This window comes from Microbacterium sp. F1-18 (assembly GCF_052921305.1).
The window spans coordinates 640,968-657,410 of sequence record NZ_JBREVD010000003.1; the positions used below are offsets into that span (position 1 = coordinate 640,968).

General features: G+C 70.8%; 15 protein-coding genes and 1 tRNA gene. 8 read left to right on the top strand and 8 right to left on the bottom strand.

Annotation, left to right across the window (positions count from 1 at the left end):
- Positions 1 to 8: 8 nt before the first annotated feature.
- The 3 genes from ACU6RU_RS11710 to ACU6RU_RS11720 all read left to right on the top strand — a co-directional run bounded on the left by ACU6RU_RS11710 (position 9) and on the right by ACU6RU_RS11720 (position 4,660).
- On the top strand, positions 9 to 1,052 hold the full coding sequence (locus ACU6RU_RS11710) for an ATP-dependent DNA ligase (protein ID WP_446726605.1): 1,044 nt from the start codon (positions 9 to 11) through the stop codon (positions 1,050 to 1,052).
- 141 nt (positions 1,053 to 1,193) lie between these two features.
- Entirely contained in the window at positions 1,194 to 3,290 is a 2,097-nt protein-coding gene (locus ACU6RU_RS11715; protein ID WP_446726606.1) for a phosphatase PAP2 family protein, read from the top strand.
- A 71-nt stretch (positions 3,291 to 3,361) separates the two neighbouring features.
- On the top strand, positions 3,362 to 4,660 hold the full coding sequence (locus ACU6RU_RS11720; protein ID WP_120264575.1) for a threonine/serine ThrE exporter family protein: 1,299 nt from the start codon (positions 3,362 to 3,364) through the stop codon (positions 4,658 to 4,660).
- Between the two features lie 40 nt (positions 4,661 to 4,700).
- Here the strand turns inward: ACU6RU_RS11720 and ligD are convergent, their stop codons facing one another.
- The 5 genes from ligD to ACU6RU_RS11745 form a co-directional block, all read right to left on the bottom strand.
- Complete coding sequence (ligD, locus tag ACU6RU_RS11725) at positions 4,701 to 5,732, bottom strand: non-homologous end-joining DNA ligase (RefSeq protein WP_446726607.1); 1,032 nt, start codon at positions 5,730 to 5,732, stop codon at positions 4,701 to 4,703.
- A 103-nt stretch (positions 5,733 to 5,835) separates the two neighbouring features.
- On the bottom strand, positions 5,836 to 6,927 hold the full coding sequence (locus tag ACU6RU_RS11730) for an SseB family protein (RefSeq protein ID WP_446726608.1): 1,092 nt from the start codon (positions 6,925 to 6,927) through the stop codon (positions 5,836 to 5,838).
- A 46-nt stretch (positions 6,928 to 6,973) separates the two neighbouring features.
- Entirely contained in the window at positions 6,974 to 9,442 is a 2,469-nt protein-coding gene (locus tag ACU6RU_RS11735) for an ATP-dependent helicase (protein ID WP_446726609.1), read from the bottom strand.
- Positions 9,443 to 9,510: 68 nt separating this feature from the next.
- Positions 9,511 to 10,170: a LuxR C-terminal-related transcriptional regulator gene (locus tag ACU6RU_RS11740; RefSeq protein ID WP_289330129.1), complete on the bottom strand. Its 660-nt coding sequence runs from the start codon at positions 10,168 to 10,170 to the stop codon at positions 9,511 to 9,513.
- Complete coding sequence (locus tag ACU6RU_RS11745) at positions 10,163 to 11,404, bottom strand: ATP-binding protein (protein WP_446726610.1); 1,242 nt, start codon at positions 11,402 to 11,404, stop codon at positions 10,163 to 10,165. Before ACU6RU_RS11745 ends, ACU6RU_RS11740 begins: the two co-directional genes overlap by 8 nt.
- A 114-nt stretch (positions 11,405 to 11,518) precedes the next feature.
- Here ACU6RU_RS11745 and ACU6RU_RS11750 point away from each other — a divergent pair, with 114 nt between their 5' ends.
- From ACU6RU_RS11750 to ACU6RU_RS11760, 3 genes are all read left to right on the top strand, one after another.
- Positions 11,519 to 13,015: a PspC domain-containing protein gene (locus ACU6RU_RS11750; protein ID WP_446726611.1), complete on the top strand. Its 1,497-nt coding sequence runs from the start codon at positions 11,519 to 11,521 to the stop codon at positions 13,013 to 13,015.
- Positions 13,008 to 13,421, top strand: coding sequence for a hypothetical protein (locus ACU6RU_RS11755; RefSeq protein ID WP_289330132.1), 414 nt, complete (start codon positions 13,008 to 13,010; stop codon positions 13,419 to 13,421). The genes ACU6RU_RS11750 and ACU6RU_RS11755 overlap by 8 nt, the downstream gene beginning before the upstream one ends.
- 63 nt (positions 13,422 to 13,484) lie before the next feature.
- Positions 13,485 to 13,560: transfer RNA gene (locus ACU6RU_RS11760), tRNA-Met, on the top strand.
- Positions 13,561 to 13,567: 7 nt separating this feature from the next.
- On the opposite strand, the gene ACU6RU_RS11765 is transcribed toward ACU6RU_RS11760, so the two are convergent.
- The 3 genes from ACU6RU_RS11765 to ACU6RU_RS11775 form a co-directional block, all read right to left on the bottom strand.
- Positions 13,568 to 13,882 carry a biopolymer transporter Tol gene (locus ACU6RU_RS11765; protein WP_120264557.1) on the bottom strand — a complete coding sequence of 105 codons (315 nt, stop codon included), beginning with the start codon at positions 13,880 to 13,882 and terminating at the stop codon, positions 13,568 to 13,570.
- A 42-nt stretch (positions 13,883 to 13,924) separates the two neighbouring features.
- On the bottom strand, positions 13,925 to 14,956 hold the full coding sequence (locus tag ACU6RU_RS11770) for a fatty acid desaturase family protein (protein ID WP_120264556.1): 1,032 nt from the start codon (positions 14,954 to 14,956) through the stop codon (positions 13,925 to 13,927).
- 240 nt (positions 14,957 to 15,196) lie between these two features.
- Positions 15,197 to 15,532, bottom strand: a complete 336-nt coding sequence (locus ACU6RU_RS11775; protein WP_120264555.1) for a DUF7882 family protein — start codon at positions 15,530 to 15,532, stop codon at positions 15,197 to 15,199.
- A gap of 133 nt (positions 15,533 to 15,665) precedes the next feature.
- Here ACU6RU_RS11775 and ACU6RU_RS11780 point away from each other — a divergent pair, with 133 nt between their 5' ends.
- Positions 15,666 to 15,875, top strand: coding sequence for a hypothetical protein (locus tag ACU6RU_RS11780; RefSeq protein ID WP_120264554.1), 210 nt, complete (start codon positions 15,666 to 15,668; stop codon positions 15,873 to 15,875).
- Between the two features lie 186 nt (positions 15,876 to 16,061).
- Positions 16,062 to 16,388, top strand: coding sequence for a DUF7882 family protein (locus tag ACU6RU_RS11785; protein ID WP_289330134.1), 327 nt, complete (start codon positions 16,062 to 16,064; stop codon positions 16,386 to 16,388).
- Positions 16,389 to 16,443 lie beyond the last annotated feature (55 nt).

Sequence of the window (16,443 nt, forward strand, 5' to 3'; positions counted from 1 at the left end):
GCGACCCGATGACGTACGACATCCCCGCACCGATGCTGGCGAAGGCCGTGGCCGCGATCCCGGATCCGAGCCGATACGCCGCGGGGCTGTCGTTCGAGCCGAAGTGGGACGGGTTCCGCGCGATCGTCTCGTGGGACGGCGAGAACGTCGAGATCGGCAGTCGCGGGTCCAAACCCCTCACCCGCTACTTCCCCGAGCTCGTCGACGCCTTCTCGCGCCTGCTTCCCGAGCCGTGTCTGCTCGACGGCGAGATCGTCGTGGCCACCGACACGGCGAGCGGCCGCCGGCTGCAGTGGGAGGCGCTGTCTCAGCGCATCCACCCGGCAGCGTCCCGCGTCGCCCTGCTCAGCGAGCAGACGCCGGCGATGTTCATCGCGTTCGACCTTCTCGCCCGCGGCGACCGCGGCCTGCAGGCCGAGCCGTTCTCGCAGCGCCGCAGCGAGCTCGTCGAACTGCTGCGAGCCGTGCCCGATCCGATCCACGTCACGCGGACGACCGACGACGTCGACACCGCCCGACGCTGGCTGGCGGAGTTCGAGGGTGCGGGCCTCGACGGAGTCGTCGCCAAGCCCAACGATCAGCCCTACGCGCCCGGCAAGCGGACGATGCTCAAGATCAAGCACGCCCGCACGGCAGACGTCGTCGCGATCGGATACCGCATCCACAAGTCCGGCACCGGTGTCGGGTCGCTGCTCGTCGGCCTCTACGGCGACGACGGCGAGCTGCACGGGGTCGGCGGCGTCTCGGCCTGGAGCGACAAGCGACGGCGCGAACTGATCGACGAGCTCGCGCCGCTCGTGGAGCGGGATGCCGCGGGGGCCGCCGTCACCGGCGAGTCCGACCGGTCGCGGTTCACGGCGTCGAAGGACGTGTCGTTCGTACGGCTGCGACCCGAGCTGGTGCTCGAGGTGCGCTACGACCAGCTCGAGGGGCAGCGGTTTCGACACACCGTCCAGTTCGAGCGGTGGCGCAACGATCGGGACGTCCGTTCGTGCACCTTCGACCAGCTCGAGACGGTCGCAGCCTACGATCTGGCCGACGTCCTGGACTGACGGCGGACGCGGGTGCGACACCCGCCGTTCACGCCTCGGCCACCGATCGTTGCGCACCGCTTCCTAGCGTGCGAGAGTCGCCCGCAACCCCGCCCACCCGGGCTGGGGCGCGCTTCTCCCCCCGCATTCGAAGGACGCTGCATGCATCTCACTTCCCCTGCTCCCGGTCCGTGCCGGCACCGGACGGCCATCTCCGCGTCCGTGGCGGCGTTCGCCATCACGGCCCTCGCTCTCGGCTCAGCGGCGCCCGCCAACGCGGCTGATCGCGGCCTGCTCGACGAGAGCACGATCGCGCCGCACGCCGCTCCGTACGGCACGTTCGTCGACGTCTACACCGCGAACAGCTCCGCGAACACCACGCCCGAGACGAACCCGGCGATCGGGGTGCTCGCGGGCATGCTCGACCTCTGGCAGCCGGGCGCGACGTGGGATACGGGACAGGCGACGGATGCCGGGGCCCCCGTGCTCGACGCCAACATCGCGCGCAACGTTGAGGTCGCGCGGTCGCGCACCGCGTCGGATGAGACCGCCGCGTGGGTCTTCGATCGCCGCCACCAGAGCTACAGCGCCATCGACGGCCTCGGCCCGGCCGCGTCGGCCTTCCGCGCAGCGATGAACGCCGGCACCACGATCCCCGACACGATTCCCGCCGATGCCACGACGGTGCGCTACGACGACGCCGGCAATGCCTCGGGCCGCTGGGCGGACCCGGACTCCGACCTCGGTTCGGTCGTCGCTCTCGTCGACACGGTGCGCGGCCCCTCCGCCTCGTCGAACCCGTCGAAGAACTTCTTCAGCTACAAGCGCCCCTTCCGCTGGGTGGACGATTCGATCGTCGTTCCGGCGCTGATGCCGGTGCGAAAGCCCGACAGCGAGGCGGCGAGCGACGGCGGCTTCCCGAGCGGTCACACCAACGCCGCCTACCTCGCCTCGTTCGCCCTCGCCGACGCGGCACCGCAGTACCAGGACCTCCTCATCGCGAACGCCGCGGAGATCGGCGACAGCCGCATCGTCGCCGGGATGCACTCGTCGCTCGACGTGATCGGCGGTCGTGTGCTCGCGACCGCCCTCGCCGCCGCGAGCCTGAACGATCCCGACCATGCCGAGCTGCGCGCCGCTGCGTCGGGCCAGGCACAGGAGCTGCTTGCGACGCTCCCCACCACCGCATCCGGCAGCGCACCCGCCGACGACGATTACGACCTCCTCGCGCAGGAGTATCGCGAGCGCATGACGTACGGGCTCCCGGCGACGGGCGCCACCGGCCAGGCCGCACGGGTGCCGGCAGGCGCCGAGGTGCTGCTCGAGCACCGGCTGCCCTACCTCGACGCCGAACAGCGCCGCTGGGTGCTCCACTCGACCGCGATCGACTCGGGCCATGCGGTGCTCGACGACCCGGAGGGCTGGGGCCGGCTGAACCTCTTCGAGGCGTCGAACGGATACGGAGCCTTCGACACCGATGTGACGGTGACGATGGATGCCGCTGCCGGCGGCTTCGCGGCGACGGACGAGTGGCGCAACGACATCGACGGTGCGGGCTCGCTGACCAAGGACGGCTCGGGCACGCTCGTCCTGTCGGGAGAGAACACCTACACCGGCGGCACCGTCGTCGACGACGGCATCATTCGGGCCGCCGCGCCCGCGGCCCTCGGCGCGGGAGATCTGACGATCGCCGGCGGTTCGCTGATCGAGGCGACCTCGGGGCTCGCGGTCGGCGGCGACTACACCCAGGCTGATGCCGCCACGCTCGAGCTGTCGGTCGACGACGATGCACCGGCGCTCACGATCGCCGGCACCGCCACGCTCGGGGGAACCCTGCGCGTCGACCTGCCCGGGGGCGTCCCGGCCGCTCCGGTACGCCTGATCTCGTACGGCGATCATGCCGCCGACACCCGCTTCGACGCGGTCGAGGTCTTCGCCGCCGATGCAGGCTTCGACGCTGCGCTGGAGTACCGAGCCGATGGCGTCTATCTCGTCGAGGCTGCCGCAGGCGGCGGTGAGACGCCCGGTGAGGCACCCGGTACTGCCGTGCCCGCCGATCCCGGAGCAGGGAGCGGAACCGGGAGCGGGACCGACGGCTCCCCTGCCGGCACCGGCGTCGCGGCGCGCCCCGTCGCCGAGCGGATCGCGCGGACCGGCGGTGAGGGAGCACCGGTCGGCATGATGATCGGCGGCGTCGTGCTGGCCGCGGCCGGCGGCACCGTGCTGCTCTCGCGCCACCGGCGCCCGGCGCGGCGCTGACGGCAGCCCGAGCGGATTGGTCCGGCAGATCCTCCCACCCGGGCGCACGTCCCGGGTGGGAGGATCGAACCATGCGGGATGACCAGCGCGACGACGTCCCCGACGGCACCGCCGAACTGCACCTCGAGCCCCTGAGGTTCATCGCCCGGACCGACGCGGTGCTGCGCCTCGGCACGCTCATGCTCGGGGCGGGGGCGTCGTCGGCGCGGGTGCGCGACACGATGGACCGCACCGCCCGCGGTCTCGGCCTCGAGCGTCTGGAGTCCCGCGTCGGCATGACCGACATCGTCATCACCGCCCAGCGTGGACAGCTCTTCCGCACGCGCGTGGCCGAGGTGCGGCATCCGGTGGTCAACTCCGAACGGATCGCCGAGGTCATGCACCTGTCTCATCGCGTCGCTGCGGGCGTGACTGCCGACGAGCTGCAGCGTGAGCTCGACCGGATCGAACGGATGCCGCCGCGCTACCCGACCGCGGTGCGGGTGCTCGCCGCCGCGGCCGCCTGCACGGCATTCGCCTTCCTGAACAACGGCGGCTGGGCGGAGTGCCTGAGCGTGGCACTGGCCGTCGCGCTCGGCCAGTACGTCCGCATCCGCGGCGCGCGACTGCAGGTCAACGAGTTCCTCCTCGTATTCCTGTCGGCTTCGGCCGCGCTCCTCGCCTTCCTCGGCGTCTCGCACCTGATCGAGCTGCTCGGCGCGCCATCGCCCCAGTACGGCGCGGCTCTGACCAGCGCCGTGCTGTACCTCGTCCCCGGTTTCCCCCTCGTCACGGGTGCGCTCGACCTGGCCCGACTCGACCTCAACGCCGGAGTGAACCGCGTCGTGTACGCATGCCTGGTCCTGCTGTCGACGGGATGCGCCGTGTGGGCCGTGGCCGCGGTGTTCCAGACGAGCGCCGTCGCCGTCGCCGCGCCGGAACTGACCGAGCCGCTGCTTTCGCTCGGACGCCTCGTCGCGGGGTTCATCGGTGTGATGGGCTTCGCCCTGCTGTTCTCGACTCCGTGGCGCATCGCGCTGGCGGCGGCGGCGATCGGCACGGTCGCCAATGTGGGCCGTCTGCTCATGATCGATCACGGCACCATGCAGCCGGTCGCGGCCGCGGCCGCCGGCGTCGCCGTCGGCTTCGGGGCCTTCGCCGTCTCACGCTTCGTCCGGGCGCCGCGCATCACGCTGACCGTTCCCGCCGTGCTGATCATGGTGCCGGGAGCATCCGCCTACCGCGCCATCGTCGGCACGATCGAGTCAGACACCCTCAGCGCGGTGCAGTACGGAGTCACCGCGGTGTTCGTCGTCGTCGCGCTGGCCGTCGGCCTGACCGTCGCCCGTGTGGTCACCGAGCGCGAATGGCAGCGCCCCTCCGCCCCGTGACCGGCGATGGGGCCGGCGGGTCGGCTGGTCGGCTGATCGGCTAGTCGGCCTCGGGAACTCGAGCACGGCTCGGCTGCACGCGCGGCGGTTCCCCGGGCATCTTGGGGAACTCCGGCGGGAATGGCAGCTCGCCCAGCCCGGCGTCGAGGTCGCGCCGCCACCATTCCAGCAGCGTGTCGATACGGCCGGGCGCGGCCTGCAGCTCGGCCCAGGGGTCGCCGATGTCAGCGAGCCGCTGCGGCACCGTACGCACCGTGAAGGCCGTCGGCTCGACGCCGGCCTCCAGCTCGTCCCAGGTGATCGGGGTGGCGACCGTCGCCGTCGGCAGAGCGCGCGCACTGTAGGCGCCGGCCATCGTGCGATCGCGATTGGCCTGGTTGAAGTCGACGAAGACCCGCTCGCCCCGTTCCTCCTTCCACCAGTTCGTCGTCACACGGTCGGGCATCCGACGCTCCAGCTCACGGGCGGCGGCAATGACCGCATGCCGGACGTCGAGGAACTCGTGCTCCGGCTCGATGGGGCAGAACACATGGAGCCCGCGGTTGCCGCTGGTCTTGAGGAACGCCGTCAGCCCGGCCTCGGCGAGAACCTCGCGCAGCGCGGGGGCGACAGCCGCAGCATCCTCGAAGTCCGTGCCCGGCTGCGGGTCGAGGTCGACCCGCAGCTCGACAGGGTCGTCCGTGTCGGCGGCGAGCGACGCCCACGGGTGGAACACGACGGTGTTCATCTGCACGGCCCAGACGACCGCGGCGGCTTCGTTGAGCACGACCTGCGGATGCCGTCGCCCGCTGTTGTATGTGCAGACGACCTGGTCGACGTAGTCGGGCGCCCCCTTCGGCGGGTTCTTCGAGAAGAACCGCTCCCCGTCGACCGTGTCGGGGAAGCGTTCGAGCGAGACGGGCCGATGACCGTTCGCGCGCAGGAACGGCTCGGCGACGGCGATCGCGTACTCGGCGTACTCGTGCTTCGTGATGCCGAGCTCGGGCCACAGCACGCGGTTGGGACTCGACAGCCCCACCTCGCGATCGCCCTCGGGGCCGGGCACGGTCAGGGTGATGCGCTCGCTCGCCATGGCCCGACCTTAGGGCGTCGGCGCGCGACGACCTACCCCCTGGACAAGTCCACCGGCGCGGCTCGGCGCGCGCAGCGCCGACGGCTGCAGCAGAGCCACGGCGTCAGGATTCCGAAGGCTCCGACGGCTCCGAGGCCGCGGGTGCTGCCGGGGCGCCGGCAGGCTCGGGGTCGGGCTCGTCGGCGCGGGCGAGGACGGGACCGAGGTCGGCCCGGTCGACGTGGATCCAAGGGCCGCCCGGGTCGACGATGACGCCGCTGAGCGCGGGGTTGGACTGGAGCGCGCGAGCGAGCTGCGGCGCGGTGACCGGCACGGGACGGTCGCCGCGCTGCAGCACGAGGACCTCGAGCGGGTGCGAGTACACCTCGAGGCGCCGCTCACCCGAGGCGGTGCGCGACTCGGCAAGGCCGAGCTGACCGCCGTCGCCCGCAGGCCCGGCGGCCACCCACAGCGGCGCCTGCGCGAGAGCTTCGCCGACGGCGGCGGCGGTCTCGGGGCCTCGCGGTCCGGCGAGCAGGTTCTTGATCGTGAAGGCGGGGTCACCCTCTTCGAACGCCTTGGTGATGAGCTGGACGGGCAGCACGATGCGCGAGCCGGCCACGGCGTGATCGATGATGAGCCCCTCGTACGGGCCCTCGATCGCGTTGCGGAAGACGTTCGCCACGGGAAGCCCCAACGCCGAAGTGTCGCGGTCGCCGTCGGCCTCGACGCTCGCGCGCAGCGACGCGCCGCCCGTGAAGGCGAGGAGGAACCGTGCTCCGTCGATCTGCGAGACGGCGAGTGTGATCGGCTTGCCCTCGGCGGTGAGCGCCCGAGCGTCGCCGCGCACGCGGACGTACATCGTGCCCTGCATGCTCTGACGCATGACGTTCATGACGTCGACGTTGCCCGGCTTCTCCGGCAACGACGCGAGCGCCGCCTGCACCAGGGTGTTGTCGGGCATTCCCGTCACCGTCTCGGTGCGGAGAGGAGCCTCCGCGGGCGGGCGGGTGACGGTCCGCTGGGGCTGAGCCGGAGCGGCGGATGGTGCGGGCGCGCCGAACGTCGACATCGAGATGCCCACGTGGGGCACGGCCTCAGCCGGGGCCTCGTCGACGGGCTGCGCGGCGACGTCGCCGTCGGTCGCGGCGCCGACCTCATCGTCGTTCGCGGGCTGGCTCGTGGTGTCTCGCGCGGAGCGCTTGAAGATCGCCATGCCTCCGAGCCTAACCCGCGCCTTCTCGAGGCGCGGGGGGCTTGCGTTACAGCTTGACGATCGGCGCGATCTTGATGAGCAGCTTCTTCGGGCCGGCCGAATCGAAACGCACATGTGCGACGCGTTTGGCTCCCTCGCCCGTGACGGCGTCGACCCGCCCTTCGCCGAAGTCGTCGTGTTTGATGCGGTCGCCGGGCCCGAGTTCGAGGTCGCCGTTGTCGCGCACCTTCGCCGGGATGCGGTTGGCGAACTTCGCGATGTCGCTGCTCTTCTCGCGCCGGGGCAGCGGCACGAGGTCGTCGCCGTAGCGCTTGCCCGAGCCGCCGAACCCACCGCCGGAAGTGCCCGACCGCCGCCCGTTGAGCGCACGCGACTGCATGCCCCCACGCGAGTTCACGTCACCCGGCGACTGGCGCCAGTCGATCAGGTCATGCGGGATCTCCTGCAGGAACCGACTCGGCATCGCGGCCGAGACCTCGCCGAACTGTGCGCGGGTCATGGCGAGCGAGAGGTGCAGGCGTTTGCGGGCACGGGTGAGGGCGACGTAGAACAATCGCCTCTCCTCCTGCGGCCCACCGGGCTCGTTCGCCGAGATGCGGTGCGGGATCAGGTCTTCCTCCACACCGGTGACGAACACGGCGTCGTACTCGAGCCCCTTCGCCGTGTGCATCGTCATCAGCGAGACGGTTCCGGACGCGTCGTCGAGGTCGTCCGCGTCGGCGACGAGAGCGACCTCGGTGAGGAAGTCGAGGATGGTGCCCTCGGGGTTGTTCCGCGCGAACTCGCGCGTCACGGCGATCAGCTCGTCGAGGTTCTCGAGGCGCGCTTCGTCCTGCGGGTCACGGCTCGCGCGCAGCGCATCCATGTAGCCGGACTTGTTCAGCAGCACGGTCAGGCTCTCGGTCACGGCCGTCGGCGGGGCGATCTCGCCCGAGCTCGGCAGCATGATCTCGGACGCCTCGGCGAGCACGGCGTCGAGCTGCGCGATCGCGGCCTGGATCTTCGGGCCCACGCCCAGCGCCGAAGCGTTGGCGAGCGCGTCGCGGAAGGTGATCTGCTGCTCGGCGGCGTACCGGGCGATGGACGTCTCGGTGACGTCGCCGATGCCGCGCCGCGGCCGGTTCAGGATGCGGCGCACCGCGAGCTCGTCGGAGGGGTTCGCCACGGCGACGACGTATGCCAGGGCATCCTTGATCTCGGCACGGTCGTAGAACTTGGTGCCGCCCATGATCTTGTACGGGATCGCCGCGCGGATGAAGATCTCTTCGAGCGCACGCGACTGCGAGTTCGTCCGGTAGAACACCGCCATCTGCGAGTAAGGCACGGCTGAACGGTGCAGCGCCTCGATCTCGTCGGCCACGAACTGGGCCTCATCGTGCTGCGAGTAGCCGGTGAAGCCGACGATCGCGTCGCCCGCTCCGACATCCGTCCAGAGCTTCTTGTCTTTGCGGTCGAAGTTGTTCGAGATGACGGCGTTCGCGGCCGAGAGGATGTTCTGCGTCGAGCGGTAGTTCTGCTCGAGCAGCACGACCTTCGCACCGGGATAGTCGCGCTCGAACTCGGTGATGTTGCGGATGTCGGCGCCGCGGAAGGCGTAGATCGACTGGTCGGAGTCGCCGACGACGGTCAGCGACGCTGCCTCGACTTCGGGCGCCGACTCGGGTTCGAAGATCATCATGCCGCCCGACGAGAACGCGTCGCCGCCCTGCCCCTGGACGGGACGGGTCAGCTCGTGGATCAGCGCGTACTGGGCGTGGTTGGTGTCTTGGTACTCGTCGACGAGGATGTGCCGGAACCGCTTGCGGTAGACGTCGGCGACGTGCGGGAACGCTCGGAAAAGGTAGACCGTCTGGGCGATGAGGTCGTCGAAGTCGAAGGCGTTGGCCCGCTGGAGCGCGGACTGATAGGCGCCGAAGAGCTCGACGAACACGCGCTCTGCGGGGTCGGACATGTTTGCCTGGCGCGCATAGGAGTCGGCGTCGGCGAGCTCGTTCTTGAGCTTGGAGATGCGACTCTGCACACCCGCCGGGGTGAGCCCGAAGGCATCGGCCTCGTGCTCCTTCACGAGACGCTTGATGAGCGCTCGCGAGTCTCCCGAGTCGTAGATCGTGAAGTTCTTGGTGAACCCGAACTGCTGCGCCTCGCGGCGCAGGATCCGCACGCACGCCGAGTGGAAGGTCGAGATCCACATGCCCTGCGCGCTGTCACCGATCAGCTGCTGCACACGCTCGCGCATCTCGCCGGCGGCCTTGTTGGTGAAGGTGATCGCGAGGATCTGGCTCGGCCACGCCTCGCGGCCACGCAGGAGCGACGCGATGCGGTGCGTGAGCACGCGGGTCTTGCCCGACCCGGCGCCCGCGACGATCAGCAACGCGGGGCCGCGGTAGGTCACCGCTTCGCGCTGGGGTGGGTTCAGCCCCTCGAGGAGGTCGGCGTCGGGACGCTCGCCGGAGGAGGCGCCGGGGCGCACGGATGCGGCGGAGCCGACGATGACGGGCTTGATGGGCTCTGGCATGACCCCTCGATTCTACGTTCGGCCACCGACACCGGTCGGGTCCGCGCGATCGCCGGCCGACGCGAGGCTCAGAGCAGGCGCCGCGCGGTCGCCCAGGCGGTCAGCTCGTGCCGCGACGAGAGCTGGAGTTTGCGCAGCACGGCCGACACGTGGGTCTCGACGGTCTTGACCGAGATGAACAGCTCGGCGGCGACCTCCTTATAGGCGTATCCCCGCGCGATGAGACGCATGACCTCCTGCTCGCGCGACGACAGGCGGTCGAGCTCGTCGACCGCGGTCGCCGTCTCGCCGGCCACCGCGCCGAATGCATCGAGGACGAAGCCCGCGAGCCGGGGCGAGAAGACGGCGTCGCCGCCCGCGACAGCCACGACCGCGCGGCTCACCTCCTCACCCGAGGAACCCTTCGTGATGTAGCCGCGAGCGCCGGCGCGGATGACGCGGACGACGTCGTCTGCGGCATCCGACACGCTCAGCGCCAGGAAACGAGCCGAGGTCGGGACGGCCCGGGCGATCACCTCGGCTCCGCCGGCGCGCTCCTCGCCCGATCCGCCGGGCAGATGCACGTCGAGCAGCACGACGTCGGGTTCCGTTCGCATGACGACCTCGACGGCGGACTCGACGTCCGCAGCCTCCCCGACGACGGCGATGCCCGAAGACAGATCGGCCCGGAGCCCCGACCGGAAGATGGAGTGGTCGTCGACGATGACGACGCGCAGCGCGTCAGCCACGTGCGTCCCCCTGGCCACCGACGTGGAGGTGGACCTCGGTGCCGCCCGACGCCGCCGCCCGGACGGACGCGGATCCGCCGGCGCGCCGCATCCGGCCGATGACCGACTCGCGGACGCCGAGCCGGTCATCCGGGATCGCCGCCACCTCGAATCCGGGCCCGCGGTCGCGCACGTAGACGTCGACTCCGCGGGATCCGCCCTCGATGTAGACCGAGACGTCGCCGCCGGCGTGCCGCGCGGCGTTGAGCATCGCCTCCCGAGCCGCCGCGGCGAGCTCGCCGCTCGCCCGCTCGGCCGACAGGCCCGCGGAGACCACGTCGATCCGCACCGCGTAGTCGAGTTCGAGAGCGGCGGCGTAGTCGCGCAGGTCGGTCGCGAGGTCGCTGTCCGCGTGAGGTTCGCCGTCGAAGAGCCAGGCGCGCAGCTCGCGCTCCTGGGCCCGGGCGATGCGTGCGGCCTCGCTCGATGGCCCCGCCGTGTTCTGGATGAGGGCGAGGGTCTGCAGCACCGAGTCGTGCAGGTGCGCCGCCATGGCGCTCCGCTGCTCTTCGCGGATGCGGCGCACGCGCTCGCCCGACAGGTCGCGCCATCGGCTGACGAGCACGGCCCCGACGAGCGCGAGCAGCCCTGCGACGGGCAGGGTGAGGGCCGGAAGCGCCACGAGGCCGTCGGAGTCGACGCGCGGCAGCATCGAGACGGCCACCACGAGCAGGATGCCGACGGCGACGACCCGCACGATGACGGTATGCCGGCCCCCGCGGTCGATGTCGCGGCGATCGACGATCTCGGCCCAGCATCCTGCAGTCGCGGCGAGAACGCTCACGAACGCGACGACCGCCAGAAGCACCGGTGAGAACGAACGCGACATCCAGGCGTCGCGGGCCTCGACGGCGAGAACCGCGAACAGAATCGGCAGCGCGGCGATCGCCCCCGCGGCCAGGATCCAGGCGACCGGCGCCTGTCGGGTCGGCGACGTCGTCCCGGCTCGGCGGGGCACAATGGCCCAGAGCCAGAGATACAGGAGCGGACCGGCTCCTGCGACGAGCGTCAGGACGATGAACAGCGCCCGGATGCTGCCCACGCCGACGCCGATGTGCCGCGCGAGCCCCGCGCTGACGCCCGAGACCACGCTGTCGCGAGCGCGCTGCAGCGGTGGCCGCGTGCGGGGCCCGACGACCGGTCGCGGCGGCGGCGGTCCCGGGTGGACGGCGGGGGTCGCGAGAGCAGAGGACATGGCCACATCCAATCAGTCCGGCCTCGGCCGCACACCGGCGCCGGCGCAGGATCAGGGAAGCGTCAGGGCGATCCCCCATATCGGCCGCTGCCGCCGACCGCGGAGGATCGGATCATGACTTCCGCGCCGCCTCTCGCCGCCCCGCCAGGATCCGACCCCACGTCTACGACGGACGGCGGGTTCTTCCGTTGGGTCGAGGGCCTCGGCCTGGCCCGCCGGGACGGGTGGGTCGGTGGCGTGTGCGCGGGAGTGGCTGCACGGTGGGGCATCGACCCCGTCATCGTGCGCGGCATCGCCGTCGTCGCCACCATCATCGGCCTCCCCGCGGTCGTCGCCTACGCCCTGGCGTGGGCCGTCCTGCCCGACGCTTCGGGACGGACGCACGCCGCCGATCTGGAACGCGGCCGGTTCACCTACACGCAAGGCGCGATCCTCGCCGTCGCGATCGTCGGCGCCGTTCAGATCCTCGGTCTGCTGATCACGCTCGCCGGCCTCGCGACGAGTTCGAGCGCGGGGGCGGTCACGGCCGTCCTCGTGGCACTCGCCCTCATGGGCGGGGCCGTTCTCGCAGCCGCCGTGATCGCGCTGCTGGTCCGAGCAGCGCGTCGAACCCCGGGCACCGACGAGGACGAGTTGCGTCGGGCTTCCGCAGCGTCCGAAACGGTCCCGGCCGCATCCGCCGACGGCTCTGTCGCGGATGCCGGCGCGGGCGAAACGGAAGGTGACGCCGTCGCCCCCGTGCCGCCCGCGCCCCTGAGCAACGACGCCGGCCCCGCCGACCTGGCTGCGTGGCGCGCGCAGCACGCGGCCTGGAAGGAGCGCGATCGCGCCTGGCGGCGGGAGCAGGATGACGCTGATCGCGCGGCTCGCGCCGCCGCACGGGAAGAGCGTCGCGCCACGGCGGCCGCGTTCGCGCGGGAGGCGGCGGAGCGCCGCCGCGCACGACGCGCTGAGCGCCCCCGCACGAGCATCGCCTTCGTCGCCGTGAGCGCCGGGGTCGCCGTCATCGCCGGCACGGTCGCCGGGCTGGCCGCTCCGGGCAGCCTGTCCGTCGCGCTCGGGCTCTTCATCGCAGCCCTCGTCACGGCCCTCGCCATGATCGTCGCGGGCGCCACCCGCCGGCGGAGCGGCTTCCTCGCCTTCACCTCGGTGTGCCTGCTGATGGGCGGCGGTAGCGCGATCGCGCTGACGGTCGTCGCCGAGCTGCACATCGGCGCCTATGCGATCTCGAACGTCTCGTCCGACGCGGCGACGGCCCCGTTCCGGCAGACCTTCGGCGACCTCCACGTCACCCTCGTCGACGCCCCGGATGCGCACTCGGTGAGCATCGAGAAGGGAGCGGGGACGACCCTGGTGACCGTCGATCCGGGCGTCGAGGTCGTGCTGCGCGCTTCTGTCGGCGACGACGCGTCGTTCGTGCTCTCGCACGACGACGAATGGACCCTGCTCGCCGACGGCCCCGACGCGAGATCCGACGGTCCGGACCGTACCGCTATCGAGACGACGATCGCCTCGATCGGCCCGACGACCACGCAGCAGGTCCTGACGGTCGACCAGGAGAGCGGTTACATCGAGATCCGTCTCCTCGGGACGAAGCGGACCCATGAGTGATCCGACCGCGGTCCGATCCGACGACACCGACGAAATGGACACCATCCAGATGGACGACACCATGATCCAGACGACCGAGGTCGAGACTCCCCCGTTCACCGCTCCCGTGGATCGGCCCCGGGTCCGCTGGGCCGGGATCGTGTGGGGGGTCGCGTTCGCGGCGGCCGCGGCAGGCGGCGTCGTCCTCACGCGCTCGCCCGAGGCCTACGGCACGCTCGTCGGGTGGGTTGCCGCGCCCTCGATTCCGGCACTGGTCGCTGCTGCCCTGCTGACGGTAGGAGCGTTGATCCTCATCGCCGGGGTCGTCGGGTTGCTGCGCCGCGGTCAGCGGCTTCTGTCAGCCCGACGCGCGGCATCCGCGGGGGCGCCGGCACCCGCAGACTCCTCCGAGCGTCATACCGCGTAGCACGACGACTCCCGCCTTCACAGCGCTGGCCGTCGCCGACGGTCCGACGTAGCGTGATGGCATCGCGGCGATCCGGGTGGTCCCGGGCATCGGCTCATAACCGATCGCGTTGCGGGTTCGACTCCCGCCGTCGCGTCCATTCGAGTTCACTCCCCGGCAAGACCGTCGAGCGCGTTGAGCCGCCGGAGGGCGTCTCGCGCTCGGCCGAGACGCTCGTCCTCGGGCTCGTCCCACCAGTAGGGACCGCGCTCCCCCAGGCCGTGCTTGGCGAGCCCGACGCGTTCGCGTGCCGCCGCCACGGCGTCGTCGTCTCCGCGACGCTTGGCCGCTCCGACCGCCGACCTGCCCCGTCCGAGGTGCGATTTCAGCGCCGCGACGATGTCGTCGGGCAACGACGGGTCGGTGCGCCGCCAGCGTCGCCCGTCGATGACGAGCCAGCGTTCGGAATCGACATCGGCCACGGACTCAGTATGAGCCGTGGCCGATGTCGAAGATGCTGCGCGTCAGGCGCGGCGGAGCTCGGCGCGCATGGGGCAGTCGAACGGGTCGCGTGCCGCGAGCCCGACGCGGTTGAGGTAATCGATGACGATCGCGTACGACCGCCACAGGGTCGTCTCGGTGTACGGCACGTTCAGGGCGTCGCACTGGTCCTTGACGATCTCGCGGGCACGGGCGAGGGCGGGACGCGGCATGTTCGGGAAGAGGTGGTGCTCGATCTGGTAGTTGAGGCCGCCCATCAGCCACGTCGCCCACCAGCCGCCGCCGATGTTGCGCGAGGTGCGCACCTGCTTGCTGAAGAAGTCGAGCTTCGCGTCGGGCGCGATGATCGCCATGCCCTTGTGGTTCGGGGCGAACGAGGCACCCATGTACAACCCGAAGACCGCAACCTGGACGCCGAAGAAGGCGAATGCCATGCCGACCGGCAGGAAGATGAAGATCGGGGCGACGAAGATCGCGAAGCGCGCGAGGATCAACGTGATCTCGAGCGCACGCTTCTTCACCGGGCCGCGGCTGAACAGGTGGCGTACCGACAGGGCGTGCAGATTCAGGCCTTCGAGAAGCAGCAGCGGGAAGAAGAACCAGCCCTGGCGCTGGGTGATGAACCGGCGGACGCCGCGAGCCGTGGCGGCATCCTCCTCGATGAACGAGATCGTGTCGATCTCGATATCGGGGTCCTTGCCCACCTTGTTGGGATTCGAGTGATGCCGAGCGTGCTTCGACGTCCACCACGACAGGCTCATGCCGACCACGCCGACAGCGAGGATGCGGGCCAGACGGTCATTCGCAGGCCCGGAGGCGAGCACCTGACGGTGATCGGCCTCGTGCGCCAGGAAGGCCACCTGTGTGAAGACGATGCCGAGCGCTGCGGCGATGAGCAGCTGGAACCAGCTGTCGCCGAGCAGGACGAAGCCGGTCACGCAGCCGCCGATGGCGAGGACGAGGGCGAGGCCCACCATCCCGTAGAACCACGGGGTGCGGCGGAGAAGGCCCGATTCGCGGACGACGCGGGAGACATCGGTAAAGGCCTTGGCCATCGGCGGGAAGTCGGCGGTTCCGGCGTAGGTGGTGCGGATGGGGCCGAGACGCGACTCGACGACGGTTGAAGCGATGAGAGCACCTGCTGACTCGTTCGTGACCGGGGAAGGTCGGGGAGCGGAAGGCGGATGCCGACGGCTTCAGGCCCACACTACGGAGCGCTGGATCGCCGCAGCGGTATATGCCCGGCTCTCACGGACGATGCACGGCAGCCGTTCAGGCGCGAAGTGCCCGCCCGGTTATTCGGACCCGTCCGGGAATGCATGCCCGCGGGACGAGTCGGGCGGCTCCGGCACGACGTACAGGCCGGTCGGCGAGTTGGCGGTGTAGGTCAGCGCCTCGAGCCAGGTGCGGTTCAGCGCCGGCGTGCGCGAGCCGTAGTACTTGAAGACGAGCCCGCATCCCGGATGGAGCCACACGGTGGTACGGCCGTCTCCGATGCTCACGTCGTCCTTCCAGGTGAGGGTGAAGGCTTCGCCACGACGGAGCTTCGTGGTGATCACCGTCTGGAGGTGCGCGAGCGTCCGGTCCTCGAAATCGGCTCGGATCTGATTCTCGTAGATGAAACGGCCCATCACCTGTCCTTCCGGTCCGGCCCGACCCTAACGCCCGCAACGCACGACCGGCATCCCCTTGCGCCCGACGAAGGGGTCGGTAGTCTCGCCTGACGCGGCGCGCTCAGCGCCGGTGGAGCGAGAGGCGGATGCCGTGTCCAAGAGAGTCGATGTGTTCTACGGCGGTCGCCCCTACAGCATCGGCGGACGCGACATCGACGACATCCGCGCCGAGATCGCCGCCGCGCTCGCGATCGGCCACGGATGGCTCACCGTCAACGACGGTGAAGGCGTCGCGCAGACGACGGATCTGCTCATCACTCCCGGTGTCGACGTCACCCTCGCCGACATCCCCGGCGACTGAGGCTTTGCGCATCCGGCCGCGAAAGTCAACCCCCTCCCCCTTCCTGAGAACTGCCTCAAACCTGCGGAAGCACAGCGCGGCTGTGCGCGTCGCGGATCGAGCGCGCGCGGATCGGATTCTTCCGCGATCCCCGCCGACTCGATCGCGGAAGCTGTTGATCGCGCCATCGGCGCGCGAGGAGGAATATTGGGCAGGTTTGTTTACGACGGCAACAATCGCGTCGACATCGAGGACCGCACGCTCGCACACCTTCAGATGACCATCGGGGCCAAGCTCCGACGAGGCGAGGCGTTCTTCTTCACTTGGAAGGACGATGTCAGCGTCGGCAAGGGCCGAACGACCGTCTGGATGCACTCTGCGGCATCCCTCGTCTTCACCTTCCACGGCAGTCGCACCCCGGCGATCAACCGCGCCTGGCTCGAGGCGCTGATGTACACGGCCAACTCGCCCACCGGGCTCTACGTCGTTCCCGAGCCGGCGGAGTCCGCGACCGACAAGCTCGGTGTTGAGTAGTCAGCCCGTTCGACGGGGGTTGCAGACCGACGACCCCGGTCGGGCACAGGAATCG